Annotated in this window: 14 protein-coding genes; 10 read left to right on the top strand and 4 right to left on the bottom strand. The window is 57.0% G+C overall.

The window, feature by feature from the left end:
- Positions 1–7: 7 nt before the first annotated feature.
- The gene (locus ACL2XJ_RS18510) at positions 8–922 is read right to left on the bottom strand and encodes a sugar phosphate isomerase/epimerase family protein (RefSeq protein WP_413724073.1); all 915 of its coding nucleotides are present in this window, start codon (positions 920–922) and stop codon (positions 8–10) included.
- A gap of 131 nt (positions 923–1,053) precedes the next feature.
- On the opposite strand from ACL2XJ_RS18510, the gene ACL2XJ_RS18505 reads away from it, so the two are divergent.
- The 5 genes from ACL2XJ_RS18505 (at position 1,054) to ACL2XJ_RS18485 (ending at position 4,569) form a co-directional block, all read left to right on the top strand.
- Entirely contained in the window at positions 1,054–1,194 is a 141-nt protein-coding gene (locus ACL2XJ_RS18505) for a hypothetical protein (RefSeq protein WP_413724072.1), read from the top strand.
- 223 nt (positions 1,195–1,417) lie between these two features.
- A complete protein-coding gene (locus tag ACL2XJ_RS18500; RefSeq protein ID WP_132922191.1) occupies positions 1,418–1,879 on the top strand; it encodes an RpiB/LacA/LacB family sugar-phosphate isomerase in 462 nt (153 codons plus the stop codon).
- Between the two features lie 129 nt (positions 1,880–2,008).
- Positions 2,009–3,010 (top strand): dihydroxyacetone kinase subunit DhaK, encoded by a 1,002-nt coding sequence (locus tag ACL2XJ_RS18495; RefSeq protein WP_413724071.1) that lies wholly within the window; start codon positions 2,009–2,011, stop codon positions 3,008–3,010.
- A 2-nt stretch (positions 3,011–3,012) separates the two neighbouring features.
- Positions 3,013–3,657 (top strand): dihydroxyacetone kinase subunit DhaL, encoded by a 645-nt coding sequence (dhaL, locus tag ACL2XJ_RS18490; RefSeq protein ID WP_413724070.1) that lies wholly within the window; start codon positions 3,013–3,015, stop codon positions 3,655–3,657.
- A 60-nt stretch (positions 3,658–3,717) separates the two neighbouring features.
- The gene (locus ACL2XJ_RS18485) at positions 3,718–4,569 is read left to right on the top strand and encodes a sugar phosphate isomerase/epimerase family protein (protein WP_413724069.1); all 852 of its coding nucleotides are present in this window, start codon (positions 3,718–3,720) and stop codon (positions 4,567–4,569) included.
- Between the two features lie 66 nt (positions 4,570–4,635).
- On the opposite strand, the gene ACL2XJ_RS18480 is transcribed toward ACL2XJ_RS18485, so the two are convergent.
- From ACL2XJ_RS18480 to ACL2XJ_RS18470, 3 genes are all read right to left on the bottom strand, one after another.
- The gene (locus tag ACL2XJ_RS18480) at positions 4,636–5,409 is read right to left on the bottom strand and encodes a triose-phosphate isomerase (protein ID WP_413724068.1); all 774 of its coding nucleotides are present in this window, start codon (positions 5,407–5,409) and stop codon (positions 4,636–4,638) included.
- Between the two features lie 420 nt (positions 5,410–5,829).
- A complete protein-coding gene (locus ACL2XJ_RS18475) occupies positions 5,830–6,246 on the bottom strand; it encodes an RcnB family protein (protein ID WP_413726916.1) in 417 nt (138 codons plus the stop codon).
- A gap of 196 nt (positions 6,247–6,442) precedes the next feature.
- Positions 6,443–7,663: an ROK family protein gene (locus tag ACL2XJ_RS18470; RefSeq protein ID WP_413724067.1), complete on the bottom strand. Its 1,221-nt coding sequence runs from the start codon at positions 7,661–7,663 to the stop codon at positions 6,443–6,445.
- Positions 7,664–8,015: 352 nt separating this feature from the next.
- On the opposite strand from ACL2XJ_RS18470, the gene ACL2XJ_RS18465 reads away from it, so the two are divergent.
- From ACL2XJ_RS18465 to ACL2XJ_RS18445, 5 genes are all read left to right on the top strand, one after another.
- Positions 8,016–9,332: an ABC transporter substrate-binding protein gene (locus ACL2XJ_RS18465; protein WP_413724066.1), complete on the top strand. Its 1,317-nt coding sequence runs from the start codon at positions 8,016–8,018 to the stop codon at positions 9,330–9,332.
- A gap of 74 nt (positions 9,333–9,406) precedes the next feature.
- A complete protein-coding gene (locus ACL2XJ_RS18460; protein ID WP_413724065.1) occupies positions 9,407–10,351 on the top strand; it encodes a carbohydrate ABC transporter permease in 945 nt (314 codons plus the stop codon).
- Positions 10,352–10,354: 3 nt separating this feature from the next.
- On the top strand, positions 10,355–11,224 hold the full coding sequence (locus tag ACL2XJ_RS18455; RefSeq protein WP_413724064.1) for a carbohydrate ABC transporter permease: 870 nt from the start codon (positions 10,355–10,357) through the stop codon (positions 11,222–11,224).
- Positions 11,225–11,240: 16 nt separating this feature from the next.
- The gene (locus ACL2XJ_RS18450) at positions 11,241–12,722 is read left to right on the top strand and encodes a glycoside hydrolase family 32 protein (RefSeq protein WP_413724063.1); all 1,482 of its coding nucleotides are present in this window, start codon (positions 11,241–11,243) and stop codon (positions 12,720–12,722) included.
- 60 nt (positions 12,723–12,782) lie between these two features.
- Complete coding sequence (locus ACL2XJ_RS18445) at positions 12,783–13,877, top strand: ABC transporter ATP-binding protein (RefSeq protein WP_413724062.1); 1,095 nt, start codon at positions 12,783–12,785, stop codon at positions 13,875–13,877.
- Positions 13,878–13,918 lie beyond the last annotated feature (41 nt).

Here is a 13,918-nt window from a genome sequence, read left to right as displayed (position 1 = left end):
TTCGGGATCAGCCGGGGTTTTCCGCGGCGGCCAACGCCCTCTGCAGAAATGCGCGGCATTGCCGTTCGTTATCCCATAAATCATCCCCTTCACCCGTTCGCATCTCAACGGCGATGGAAATTGCCTTTAGTTCCGGCGACAGCGGGAGCGCCAGAGCAGTCCGGATGATGCGCTCCGCCACCCCGGCGGTTAAAAATCCCGGTTCACCGAACTTCATATGATAATCCCCGTATCCCTGCGCCTGCGGGTCGAGGATGGCATTGGCCAAATGCATCTGCGACATGATAGGGGCGGCAAGCTTCAGGGAGTCCGCCAGGTCCTCCTGGTTCAGCGCGACATGGGCACTGTCCCAGGCCAGATAAAGACGCGGACAGTCGGGGCGCAGGCGCATCATCCATTCCACCGTCTCGCCGGTGGGCCCTATCAGCTGGCGCTTGTGGGCGAAGCGATCCAGCGACTCCACCTGAACCAGCATGTCCGGGTATTGCCGGGCGGTCTCGCCTACCCGCACCAGCGCTTCGGCAAATCCCTTTTTGGCCTCTTCCCGTCGCTCCTCTCCCGGATCGTCGCCGCTCACCAGCGACAGCTTACTGGTGCCGCAGGCCGCCGCCAGATGCACCAGTTCGCAGGCCCGCTTAATGGATTTTTCCCGCAGGGCGGTATCGAGGCTGCTAAGGTTAAGCCGGTCTTTCAGCAGCTCAAACGTCAGCCATTGCGTTACGTTTAACCCATGTTGCCCGGCGATGGCGCGGATCGTTTCGGCAACAGGCGGCTGATGGATGATGCCGGTTTCAAATCCACGATAATACCCCCCGTCGGCGATGCGCCGAACCACCTGAGCCACGGCGTTTTCATCCCGGGTTAAGGGGAAAAAAAGCTCGGCGATATGCGCGGAAGGATACAGCCTGTGGGTTTTGGTCATGGCGCCCCCCTATAAGGTAAAACACGCGGCTATATTCGTCATACTTCAAGTTGCAGGCGCATTGGCTTTCCCGTAACTCGAAGGATTGAAGTATATATACATATGTTATATGCATGAACATGTGTATAAAAATGACATGGAACGTAAAAAATAAACTTGAGGCACATCTCGTTTTGATTTTTGCGGCGAAGGCAGCCGCGGCGAAGCCGCTCTATAAAAAAGAGCATTTGTCCGGAGATGGCGTCCAGCAAGAACTTTTGTTCAATGATTGATATTTTTATTAAGCCTATTGATACGTTTCAGTTAACAATTACGTAGCTTCCATGCCCTCCACAGCCGGTTTTTGCGACTTATCTCAATTTTTTAATAATAAAAATTAACTATAAAAATGAACAAAAGTATCACATATGTTCTTTTGTTTTGGCCGAGTATCGGCGTGTTATTCATCAATCAGGGCTGCGATATACCGGAGCAGCTCAGCCTTCTGGAGAAGCCATGCTACCTATTGCTATCGGCGGCGATGATGCCGCTACGGGATTAAAAGATACCCTGGTGGAATTCCTGCGTAATAAAGGACTGGAGGTAAAAGACTATAGCGATACGGGTAATATATATCCGGATATTGCGGTTTACCTGGCGGAGCAGATCGTTAACGGCGCGCATGAGCGAGGTATTCTCTTGTGCGGCACCGGTATCGGCATGTCTATTTCCGCCAATAAAGTGCCGGGTATCCGTGCCGCCCTTTGCCACGATAATTATTCCGCGGAACGCGCGCGCAAAAGCAACAATGCGCAAATCATCACCCTGGGGGCCCGGGTGATCGGCCCCGAACTGGCAAAAAGCATCTTAACATCCTGGCTGGCCTCGGAATTCGAAGCCGGCGGCTCGGCGCCGAAGGTGGAACGCATCCAGTATTACGACAAAAAATTTCATAAGCACACCGCTACCGGTAATTAAGTCATTGAATACAGGGACAGGTTAATTGGCCGCATATTTAAGATCGTCGGGTTTTCATTATTAAAACCTCGTTAATGTCATTAACGATAAACCTGACGCGAATATCTTTGGACCTCTGTGGAGTTGGTTATGAGAAAACCCAAAAAATTACTGAATAACCCCATTGATGTTTGCCGGGAGCAGTTGGAAGGGCTGATCGCCGCCTGCGGCGGCAGTCTGCAAAAAATCGATGGGATCAGCGCCGTGGTGCGCGCGGGATTACGCGATGAACAGGTGCTGGTATTGACCGGCGGCGGCAGCGGGCATGAACCGATGTTCGCCGGCTATGTGGGCGACGGGCTGGCGGACGCCGCCGCCCTGGGAGACATATTCACCTCCCCGGCCCCTAACGTCATCATGGACACGGTAAAGAGCGCCAATCGCGGCAAAGGGGCGCTTTTTATCTACGGCAACTACGCGGGCGATAACATGAACTTCGATATTGCCGCCGAATTGCTGGAAGAAGAAGGCATTCCAACACGCACGGTGCGGGTCAATGACGATATGGCCTCGGCTCCCGCCCATCGCATGCAGGACAGGCGCGGCGTGGCCGGGGACATGATGGTGCTGAAAATCGCCGGCGCCGCCGGGCGCCATAGCCGCGAGCTGGATGAAGTTTACCGGCTGGCGGCAAAGGCCAATGATAATACCCGCACCATCGGCGTGGCGTTATCCCCCTGTTCGCTGCCGCAAACCGGGGAGTTTAACTTCGACATCCCGGAAGATGAGTTTGAGCTGGGCATGGGCATTCACGGCGAGCCCGGCGTACGCCACCAGAAAATGGTTCCCGCCGACCAACTGGTGACCGAACTGGTGGACAGCCTTTACGGGGATCTGGCCCTGGCCACCGGTGATGAAATCTGCCTGTTGGTAAACAATCTGGGGGCGTCAACCTACAGCGAACTGCTTATCGCCAACCGCAAGGTCCATCAACTGCTGGCGGAGCGCGGTATCCGTATCCACGATACTTTGATAGGCAGCTATTGTACCTCGCAAGAAATGTCCGGCTACTCCATTACGTTTTTCAAGCTGGATGACGAACTGAAATCACTCTATGACGCACCTTGCCATAGTTTTGCCTGGAGGAAATAAGCATGAACGCCACTGAAATGTCATCCTTGCTTCGGTTTGTCGCCAATAAAATGATTGCCAGCGAACCGGAACTCACCCGCCTGGATATGGCGGTGGGCGACGGCGACCATGGTGTCGGCATGCAGCGCGGTTTTACCGCGGTGGAAAAGCTACTGTCCCAGGCGCCGGGGCAGGCCGAGGATATCGGTGTGCTGTTGACCCGCGTGGGCACCGAACTGATGTCCAGCATGGGCGGCGCATCGGGGGCTATTTTCGGCACCCTGTTCCGCGCCGGCGGCAAAAGCCTGACCGGAGAAACCTTCCTGACCACGCCGCTCTTGACCCGTTTTCTGAGCAGCGGATTGGACGCGGTATGCAAACGCGGCGGCGCCAAACCCGGTGATAAAACCATGGTTGACGCGCTGGCGGCGGCGGCGGCGGCCTCGCAGTCGCTGGGATCCGAACCGCTGTATGCCGCACTGCCTAAAATCGCCCGGGCGGCCGGCCAGGGCGCCGAGGGGACCAAACAGATGGTGGCGGCATTCGGCCGCGCGAAAGCCCTCGGCGAACGCTCCATCGGCCATCCCGATCCCGGCGCCGTTTCCATGTCGCTTATCCTCTCTTTCATGGCGGAAGGCATCAAACGACATGAACCGGTTGCCCTGTAACAACGCCGTGGCGATCCCCAATGCATTGGCCAGCCACCGCCGGATCATGAGGAATTATCTATGACACACCCGTTAATCGTCGGCGTAAATACCGCCATGTTCGACGGTATCGACCAGGAAACCACCTTTCGAATCGTGCATGAAACAGGCTTTAACATCATTGAACTGGCCTATAACCAAGGTTATGTCGGCAATCTCGACCCGGCGCTGTTCGGCGACGAGAACGCCGCCAGGGTCAAGGCGCTGTTTGATAAATATCGGTTACGCTCCGTGGCGCTGGGCTGCACCATCAACCTGGCGGGAGAGGATGCGGTGGCGCAATTTAGCAAACGTATTAGCTTCGCTTCTAAAATCGGCGCGACCTATTTGAATACCTGCACCGCCAAACGAGGGGATTATGACCGGCTGGTGCATAATTTACGGGCCCTGGCCCCCGAAGCCGCCGATCACGGCTGCGTGATATGCGTGGAGAACGGCGGCGATCCCGATTACGATGCGTTTTCAGTCGCCCAGGAAGGGCGGCAACTGCTGGAAGATGTGGGACACGACGCCGTCGCCTTTAACTTCGACGCCGGCAATATGGTCTCGCTGCGGCCGGACGTGGCGCCCATTGAGCACGGATTTGAGATGCTGGGAAACATGCGCCATTGCCATATCAAAGATATACGGACCCAAAACGGCGAGTTCTTCTTCACGGCTATCGGCCGGGGACAGTTGGACTACCGGCCGCTGCTGCCGGCGCTGGCGCAGCACAATATCCCATGCAGCCTAGAGATCCCGCTGCGTATGCACCGCCAGGCCAACACCATGCCGCTGCGCGGCGCCAACCCTGTTCCGGTGGAACAAAGCCGCGAAGTCTTGCTGCAATCGCGCCAGGCGCTGGAAACCATGCTGGGCCGAGCGTTCGGATGATTCGTCTGTGCCCCGCCCCTCCGATGGGGGGGGCGGCACGGCGGCGCCGGGCACCGTGGGGGCAATCTAACAACGCGTTGCGATAGTTTTCAGCAGTTGCAGATAAGACGCCCCGTCCCACGCGGCCCGGCCGATAAACAGGCCGTCCACGTGCGGCAAAGAGAGCAGCGCCGGCGCATTGTCATGGTTAACGCTGCCGCCATAGAGCAGCGGTACCCGATGGGCAATCTTCCCGCCGTAGCTCTCCTCCAGGGCGCGATACAGGCGCTGATGCATTGTCCGCGCCTCGTCGTTTGTCGCCGGCACGCCATGCTCCCCGATGGCCCAAATGGGTTCGTAAGCGATTATCACCCGCGCCACGCTTTCGGGCGCCAATCCCGCCAGCGCGGCTTTCATCTGGCGGACGACCGTCTCTTCGGAAACGCCCCACTGTTTCTCGCGCAGGCTATCGCCGATACAAATAAGCGGCGTCAAACCGTGGCGCAGCGCGGCGGCGGCCTTAAGCTGCACCGTCTCATCGGTTTCGCCGAAAAATTCCCGTCGCTCGGAGTGACCTATCTCCACAAGGGTAGCGCCGGTGTCTTTCACCATCAGGGGTGAGATCTCACCGGTAAAAGCCCCTTGATCGGCAAAGTGCATATTCTGCACACCTGTTAAACAATTGATGCCCGCCTTTTTGAACGCCTGGGTCACCTCTCGCACCAGGGTAAAAGGGGGAATAACAAACGGCTGCAACTGATTGGGCAGCGGCGCGCCCTGCGCCAGAGCAGCACAGTAATCCAACGCTTCAGGAAGCGTTTTGTTCATTTTCCAACTGGTACCGATTAATTTTGCCGCCATGTTCGCTCTTCAATACTTGTTCATATGAACAAATATTGAACTATTGCTCAAAAAAATTATGCGCCATAAATCACAGGATCAAAAAACATCCTGGAGCGGTCTTCACCGCCTCGCTCCTATTTTGAATACTAAAAAATGAGACAGGCTTGATGGGAAAATAAAAGTTGGTATCAGGTTAAAAAGCCGTGAAAGGGACCGGTTGACGTGGCGTGCCACACTGGCAACATCGACATGGTTGTCTGTCAAATATTGCCGCCCCGGATAATAGATCACGCCCTCACCGCGTAGGGTGAAATTAAGCACCTACCCCTTCATTGCTGCCGGGGGATCGATGAAATCATCTTACGGCCCCTGCTCATCAATCTCATCAACGGAGGTCAGTCCGGCCATCAGGCCGGCGGCAATCCGGCCTGTCTTCCCTCAATAGCCAAGCGCATTGCCCATGATAATCGCGGTGATCACGCCGGTGGCGGCGGCGACCATGACATAGCGTCCATCAATATAAGCCCAGTAATGCCCGCGCGGCGGCGACTGAAGACCGCGGTGGCGCCAGTCGTGCACGCGATAATAATCTCCCCGATAAGGCGGCGGCAGCGGATAACCTCTTCTGAACTCATGCCCGCGCCAGGCAAACCTGTCATGATAGCCGCCCCGATAGCCGTGGCCTCTGAAATCCCCGCGATCGTGGTGCCAGCCGGGCCCGCCATGGCCATGGCCCCGGTCCCACCGCGGTCCGTGACCATCGTGATCCCGACGTCCGTCGGCATAGGACCCGGTTGAAAACACGCTGCCGGATGCAAAGAGGGTGAGCACCAGCATCAATGTTGTCTTTTTCATCATGCCTTCCTTAATGGATAACGGCATAAGCAAGCCCGTTTTCCTTAATATCGCCTACTCTGCGCCAACCCCCTATAGCTAATTGTCTCAAAGAAGCGTTCCTGACGATTATTTTTGCCTAAGGCAAGCCTTTTTATGACAGCATAAATATAATCACCCTTTTGGTTACAATCCCCGCCACCGCGGCAACGGTAAATCAAACGGGGCCGCTCACCGACTGATTGTGTCCATAGCGAATCAGCAACCCCTCGATGAGGTCTTGCCGGAAGGTGTCATCCAGAACCAAATGCGCCGCGCCGTACAGCGCGCTGTCGCCGTTGGGTTTCGCGGGCAGGATTTGCAGTTCCCGGGTGGCCAGGGGCAGGCATCGCTGGTAGACAAGCTCGCGCACCCCTGAAAGAAGAAATTCACCGGCCGTGGCCAGCGTCCCGCCAACCACGATCAGGGCCGGGTTAAGAATACTGACGACATCGGCGATGACTTCGCCGATGATCTGCCCCGCCCGCCGCACCAGCATAATCGCTTCAGGACGGTTGTTTTCCACCAGTTCAACCACGTCCAGAGCGTTGCCGGCGGTGTAACCCATCGCCGACAGGTCGCGGGCAATGGCCCAGCCGCCGGCCCGCGCCTCCACGCAGCCGAACTTGCCGCAGCGGCATAGCGGCGGCGTCTCCATGGTGAACTGGATATGGCCCACATCTCCCGCCGCCCCCTGCGCGCCCCGGAAAATCCGGCCATCGGTGATGATGCCGCTGCCGATGCCCGTACCCATTTTGATATAGAACATGTCTTTCACATGGGGGAAGTTATGGCGATGTTCGTAGATAGTCATGAGGTTGACATCGTTTTCCACGTAAATGGGGGCATCATAAAACTTCCCCAAATAGCTTTTTATATCAAACTCGTCCCAGCCGGGCAGCACTGAGGGGCCGACAACGCAGCCGCGGTTGAAATCCACCGGGGTCGGCATACTGAGACTGACGCCGAACAGCAGCCGGTGGGCCAACCGGTTGGCCTCCAGCAATTGCCTGAAGGCGTCATGAATCTGATCAAGGGCGCCGCCGGGACTGCTCTTGGCGGTAAACGGCAGCGTGGTTTGCGCCAGAATTTCAGGCCGCAGATCCATGACGGCAAGATGGATAAAGGCCTCGCCGATATTGGCGACGAGGATAATTCCGGCGGCATCGTTCACCGTAAGCACCCGTGTCGGACGCCCGCCGCTGGGTAATGTCTTTTGCGACTCTTCAACCAGTCCGGCGGCAAGCAGCGCATTCAGGCGATGGGTGACGGTAACGCGGGATAGCCCCGAGGCTTCAAGCAGCGCCGCGCGGGATGATGCCTTGCCGTGGGCAATCAGCAGCAGGATTTCTGCGGAATTGACCAGCGTCGCCCCCTCGGTATTTCCTGCTTTTTTCATGTTTTCAGTCGGCCTTTGGGAGGTATTCATATTTATGTTTAATTTTATACAAAATTAAGCAGCCTATCAACTTTTACAGCCAAGAACACCGATGTGGCCGCAGCGCGAATTTTTGCTCATATAGCAGGCAATATGGCGCTCTAAGCCCGATGAATAGCTGCCGGATTTAGTGTGATCGCCGGCACATATTAAGGATAATTTTATACATATATATTGATCCTTTAAGATAAATATAAATATTATAAATCTCCAGAGTATCAATGTGACGATGCATCATAATGCAGGCCGAAGCCGTTAACCGTGCGGCAGCAAGGTTTATTTTGGCTGCTCAACGATTCCACGGGAGTGATTTATGCCGAATTTAAGATTGATAGCCGCAGCGTGCGTTATGGTGCCCTCCCTGATGGCGCCACTACAGGCCATAAGCAAGGATAAAATTGAACTGACCTTTATGAGCTGGGAGGCAAGTCCCCTTGAATCGGCCAGTATTCGCGCCGGCTTGAAGGATTTCGAGCAGGCCAATCCCGATGTGCGGGTGAAATATGTGACCTCGCCCTTTGCCCAGCACCATTCCAAGCTGCGAACAATGATGGCGGCGGGCACGGCTCCGGATGTCTTCTATCTCAATCCCGACTACCAAAGGGATTTCGTCGCCAATGGTCAACTGCTCGATTTAACCGATGCCTTCCCGAAATATTGGGACCTCAAAGATTTCACGCCGGGCTCGCAGAAAAAGATCCAGCTTGAGGTGGACGGGAAAAAACATATATACGGCGTGGATGTCTGTAATGTCGGCCCGGTTTTCTTCTACAACAAAAAGCTGTTTGACGAAGCCGGCGTGCCCTACCCGCCCACCAAGCTTGCGGATCAATGGAGCTGGGATCAATTCGTCGGCTATATGCGAAAACTGACCAAGGTCCAGAATGGCAAGACGCTGCAGTACGGCACGGCAAATTTCGAAGAGGGGATGAACCTTTACACCACCCAGGAGATGCTGGCGTCCAACGGCGCCACATGGTTTAACGCCGATTTCAGCAAAGCCGAGGGAATGGATTCCCCGCAAACCAAGAACACGCTGGAAAAAATCAAGGCCCTGCGTACCGACGGCCTGGCGCCCAATCCCGCATCCATCGGCCTTGATACCACCAACTCCCCGACCCAGCTATTGCTCACCGGCCGGGTAGCGACGCTGTTTATGGGCTCCTATGGATTGCAGGAACTGGCCGCTTCCCACATGGAACTGGGCGCAGGCCTGCCGCCGAAAATGTCCGGGACCTTTACCCCGATGAGTTCCTGCAATATGGATGCCGTCTGGTCCGGCACCAAGCATCCGGAGGAAGCCATCAAACTGGTGACTTTCCTGACGTCGATGAAATTCGCCATCCCGCTTTACAAGGCCGGCCTCTGGATGCCGAACCGGCTTTCCATGTATCAGCCGGATAATCTCAAAAGCTGGTATGACCCGGCGGTTTATCCGAAAGGCTGGATTGATATGCAGAGCCTGTGGACCCATAGCGATCTCCGCTGGTTCGATCAGATAAGGCATACCGACGAAGTCTACAACATCATCTCCGATTCGCTGCAATCCTACCTTTATTCGGACGCGAAGCTGGATGACGTGCTGCCGGCCATGCAATCAAGGGTCAACGAGGCGATGCAGCAGCAGTAACCCCCGGGTCTTCATCTGCGGCAGGATACCCATCGTCCGGTCCATGACCGGTCCCCGTAACCGGAGGAAAAAAAATGCACAAAGCAGCCAAAGCATTACCAAGGGGCGCTCCCACCGTGCTCCCCTCCCGTATCGGCGCACGGCGAAGCAAAAGCATCACCCGGCGGCAATGGTTCTGGCCGGCGGTTTTTCTGGCCCCGGCGCTGGTGGGCTTTTGCGCCTTTACCCTGTTCCCGGCCGTTGCCTCGCTGGCGCTGAGTTTCACCAGTTGGAACCTTAATACCCTGCCCAAGTGGATAGGCCTGGACAACTACGTCAAAATGGTCAGCGATCCCACCGCCATCAAGGTGTTCTGGAACACGGTTTATTTCACCGTGGTCACGGTCCCGGTGCTGTTGGTCATTCCGCTGCTGCTCGCCATCGCGTTGAATCAAAAGATTGCCGGAGTCCGTTTCTTTCGCGCCGCCTATTTCCTGCCGGTGATCTCCTCGATGGTGGCCATGTCCATGGTCTGGCAGTGGATGTACAACGCCGACTTCGGCCTTATCAACTACTGCCTCGATCTGGTGGGCATTAACGGCCCCAAGTGGATGACCGATGAACGCTGGGCAATGCCGGCGGTAATGATCACCAGTATCTGGAAGAGTATCGGTTTTAACATGATGCTGTTTCTCGCCGGCCTGCAGGGCATCTCGTCGTCCTATTACGAGGCGGCTGAGATCGACGGCGCGAACGTCTTCCAGAAGTTCTGGAACATTACGCTGCCGTCGCTGCGTCCCACCACGCTGTTCGTGACCGTTATCACCATCATCAATTCGTTCCAGGTATTCGACCAGGTAATGGTCATGACCGGCGGCGGTCCCAACAGAAGCTCCTCGGTGCTGGTGCACTATATCTATCAGAATGGTTTCCAGTTTTATCGCATGGGTTATGCCAGCGCGCTGGGCTGGGCGCTGACGATTTTTGTTCTGATATTGACCCTGGTGCAGTTTCGTCTCAACAAGTCTCAAGGGGATTGATTGATGACCACGATAGATACACCGCCCCGCCGCCGCTACTCCAGTAAAAAACGCAGCCGGCGTATCGGTAACGCCGTATCGCTGGTGGTGCTCAGCATCGGCGCCGTCGTGATGCTGCTGCCGTTTGTCTGGATGATAGCCACATCGTTAAAACCGGCGGGCGAAGTGTTCCAGTATCCGCCGACCTTTTTCGGCAGTGCCGTCAACTGGAACAACTACCGGACGGTGTTGAGCGGTTCGCCGTTTCTCTCCCAGCTGTGGAACACCGTGTTCATCTCGGTGGTGACGCTGATTGGAACGCTGGTCACCAGCGCCATGGCGGGCTTTGCCTTCTCCTGGGTATTTCGTTTTCGCGGCAAGGACGCGCTGTTTGTGATCGTGCTGGTGTCCATCATGATCCCTTACCATGTGCTGCTGGTGCCTACCTTTGCCTTGTTGCGGACCATGGGCCTGCTGGACTCTCCCTGGGCGATCATTTTGTCCACCATGGTGTCGCCGTTCGGCATCTTCCTGATGCGGCAGTTCTACATCGGCATACCCAAAGAACTTGCCGAAGCCGCTACCCTGGACGGCTGCTCGCCCTGGGGTATCTTCTGGAAGATCTTCCTGCCGCTTTCCAAGCCGTCGCTGACTACGCTTGCCATCTTTACCTTTGTCGGCACCTGGAATGATTTTCTGCGCCCGCTGATTTTCCTCAGCAGCAATGAAAACCAGACGCTGACGCTGGGGATTTATACCGCGCAGGGCCTGTTCGCCACCAATTGGCCCGTGTTGATGGCCACGGTGGGTCTAAGCCTGCTGCCGGTGGTCATCATGTTCCTTTGCCTTCAGGATCTGTTTGTCAAGGGCGTTGCCCTGACCGGCCTGAAATAACGTCCGGAGAATACCTGTGTCTGAAGATCTGCAAAAGCTTGTCGATACCGCCGAGGCATCCATCCGCGCCGCGGCCGTGGTTGCCGAACAGGATGCCAGCCGCCCGCTCTATCACTTCAGGGCGCCTTCGCAGTGGATGGACGATCCGAATGGGATCATATTCCATGACGGCATGTACCACATGATGTACAGCCTGAATCCGCACAGCGCCGAGCACCGCGCCGGCATGGTCTACAAGACGGCGGTGCGGGTATGGGATGTCAACAGCGAAGACTGGACCGGCGGCATTACCGTTTGGGGGCACGCGCGCAGTAAAGACCTGGTGCATTGGGAACATCTGCCCATCGCGGTCTACCCCTCCATCGACAAAGGCGAACATTTCGTCTGGTTCGGCTGCACGGTAATCAATGACGAAGGCGTGCCGATGGCGGTCTATACCGCCATCGGTCCCGACATGCGTCCGGAAGACACCGCCGAGCAATGGGCCGCCCTCGGCAGCCCGGACCTGATGACCTGGCGGCCGCTGCCGTCCAATCCGCTGTTGACCGGCGCGGTGCACGGCGATCGGGTGATTGGCGAGTGGCGCGATCCCTTCCTGTTCAAGGACGCCGGCCGAACCTTTATGGTGCTTGGCGGGCGTTGCGACGGTAAACCCGTGGTGGCGCTGTATGAAGCCACCAACCCCGGCTTCACCGCCTGGACCTATCGCGGCATTATCTTCACCCATCCCCGCGGCGGCGTGCCAAGCGCCGAATGTCCCAACCTGTTCAAGCTCGGCAACAAATGGGTACTGCTGGTATCCCCTCATGCCGAGGTGGAATATTACGTCGGCGAACTGGATCCGGACCGTTGCACCTTCACCATAGAGAACTCCGGGATTGTTGATTACAGCCGCAATTTCTACGCCACCAACGTGCTGTTTGACGATCGGGGACGCGCCCTGGCCTGGGGGGCGCTGGTGGGTTTCAAAGAGACAAAGGGCTGGAACTGCTGTGTATCGCTGCCCCGTGAATTCTCCCTGAGCGCCGACGGCAAGCTGCTTCAAAGCCCGGCCGCGGAACTGCGGGCGCTGCGTGGCCCCCGCCTTGATATCCATCATTCCACGGCCAAGGGCCCCGTTGTCATCGGCCGCTTGGCGCAGGGCCAGTGTCTTGAATTCGAGGCTGAATTTGACCATACGGCAACAGCGTCCTTCGGGCTGAGCATTATCCACCAGGACGGCAGGCTGGACATTGAACTCTCACCAGACTCGTTTCGGCTGGGCGGCTTCACCGCTCCGCTGGCGCGCCGGGAAAAAAAGACGAAGCTGCAGTTATTCATCGATCGCACCGTGCTGGAAATCTTTATCGACAACGCCGCCTGTGCGGCGCAGGTCATTCCCCTGGTGAGGGGCGCGGTAGAGATAGGCCTCTACAGCAACGGGGGCGAGGTGGCGTCCGCACATGGCAGCGTCTGGCAGTTGCAGGCAGAGGATCTTTTCACCCGTTTCCAAGGGTGAGCGGGTTGATGCCGGTCCGGTGCCGAACCGGACGGCAAATCGGAGCAAAAAGAGGCCGGTATGGCAAATGTATCTATCAGGAATGTACGCAAGGCATACGGGAACGTTGAGATCATTCCACAGCTGTCGGTTGATATCGAGGATGGGGAATTCGTGGTTCTGGTAGGGCCGTCCGGCTGTGGTAAATCCACGCTGCTGCGCATGATAGCCGGCCTGGAAGATATCACCGCCGGCGAAATCGCCATTGACGGCGACGTCATTAATGACGCGCCGGCGAAAGAACGCGATATCGCCATGGTATTCCAGAACTATGCGCTTTATCCCCACATGACGGTGGCCGAAAACATGAGTTTCGCCCTGAAGCTGATGAAGCGGCCCAAGGCGGAAATAACCGAGCGTGTCGGCCGTGCCGCGGACATCCTGGGATTGACACAACTGCTGGCGCGTTATCCCCGCGAGCTGTCCGGCGGCCAGCGCCAGCGGGTCGCCATGGGGCGCGCCATCGTGCGGGATCCGAAAGTGTTTCTCTTCGACGAGCCGCTGTCCAACCTCGATGCGAAACTGCGCGTGCAGATGCGAACGGAGATCCGGGCGCTGCACCAGCGATTAAGGACCACCACGGTTTACGTTACCCACGACCAGATCGAAGCGATGACCATGGCGGACAAAATCGTGGTGATGAACATGGGCAATATCGAGCAGGTGGGATCGCCCCTCGCGCTTTACGACCGGCCGGATAATCTGTTTGTCGCGGGATTTATCGGTTCTCCCGCCATGAACCTGTTTGAGGGGAACGTCTGTGGCGACGCAGCCTGCGTGCGCACCGAACAGGGTCTGGAATTGCCCATCCCGGATAACCTTCGCGTCGCCGCGGGGCAGTTGGTGGTTTATGGCGTCAGGCCCGAACATTTTGCGATAGCCGAACGGGGCGGATTCGTCTGCCATGTTGAGGTTATCGAACCCACAGGCTCCGAAACCCTGGTGACGCTGAGATCGGGGGAGAGCCAGATCGTTGCCACCTTCCGCGAGCGGCTGAATCTCGATCCCGGCGCCGCCGTCCGGCTGCTGCCCAACGTGGAGGCGGTCCATCTGTTTGATGCCGCCAGCGGCCGGCGCATCGAAACCACCGCCGGCAAAGCCGGGTACACCCTTTGAGAGCGGCCTTGCCACAGACAGCGTCCTACGCCTACGGTGAA

The organism is Sodalis sp. RH16 (genome assembly GCF_047324245.1).
Lineage (GTDB): Bacteria > Pseudomonadota > Gammaproteobacteria > Enterobacterales > Enterobacteriaceae > Acerihabitans > Acerihabitans ligni.
Note: the sequence above shows the minus strand (reverse complement) of the source record. Positions and strands in the feature narration are given on the sequence as shown.

Coding starts and splice junctions, on each gene's coding strand:
- ACL2XJ_RS18510 (WP_413724073.1), bottom strand. CDS start 922: ATGACCAAAACCCACAGGCTGTATCCTTCCGCGCATATCGCCGAGCTT.
- ACL2XJ_RS18505 (WP_413724072.1), top strand. CDS start 1,054: ATGACATGGAACGTAAAAAATAAACTTGAGGCACATCTCGTTTTGATT.
- ACL2XJ_RS18500 (WP_132922191.1), top strand. CDS start 1,418: ATGCTACCTATTGCTATCGGCGGCGATGATGCCGCTACGGGATTAAAA.
- ACL2XJ_RS18495 (WP_413724071.1), top strand. CDS start 2,009: ATGAGAAAACCCAAAAAATTACTGAATAACCCCATTGATGTTTGCCGG.
- dhaL (WP_413724070.1), top strand. CDS start 3,013: ATGAACGCCACTGAAATGTCATCCTTGCTTCGGTTTGTCGCCAATAAA.
- ACL2XJ_RS18485 (WP_413724069.1), top strand. CDS start 3,718: ATGACACACCCGTTAATCGTCGGCGTAAATACCGCCATGTTCGACGGT.
- ACL2XJ_RS18480 (WP_413724068.1), bottom strand. CDS start 5,409: ATGGCGGCAAAATTAATCGGTACCAGTTGGAAAATGAACAAAACGCTT.
- ACL2XJ_RS18475 (WP_413726916.1), bottom strand. CDS start 6,246: ATGAAAAAGACAACATTGATGCTGGTGCTCACCCTCTTTGCATCCGGC.
- ACL2XJ_RS18470 (WP_413724067.1), bottom strand. CDS start 7,663: ATGAAAAAAGCAGGAAATACCGAGGGGGCGACGCTGGTCAATTCCGCA.
- ACL2XJ_RS18465 (WP_413724066.1), top strand. CDS start 8,016: ATGCCGAATTTAAGATTGATAGCCGCAGCGTGCGTTATGGTGCCCTCC.
- ACL2XJ_RS18460 (WP_413724065.1), top strand. CDS start 9,407: ATGCACAAAGCAGCCAAAGCATTACCAAGGGGCGCTCCCACCGTGCTC.
- ACL2XJ_RS18455 (WP_413724064.1), top strand. CDS start 10,355: ATGACCACGATAGATACACCGCCCCGCCGCCGCTACTCCAGTAAAAAA.
- ACL2XJ_RS18445 (WP_413724062.1), top strand. CDS start 12,783: ATGGCAAATGTATCTATCAGGAATGTACGCAAGGCATACGGGAACGTT.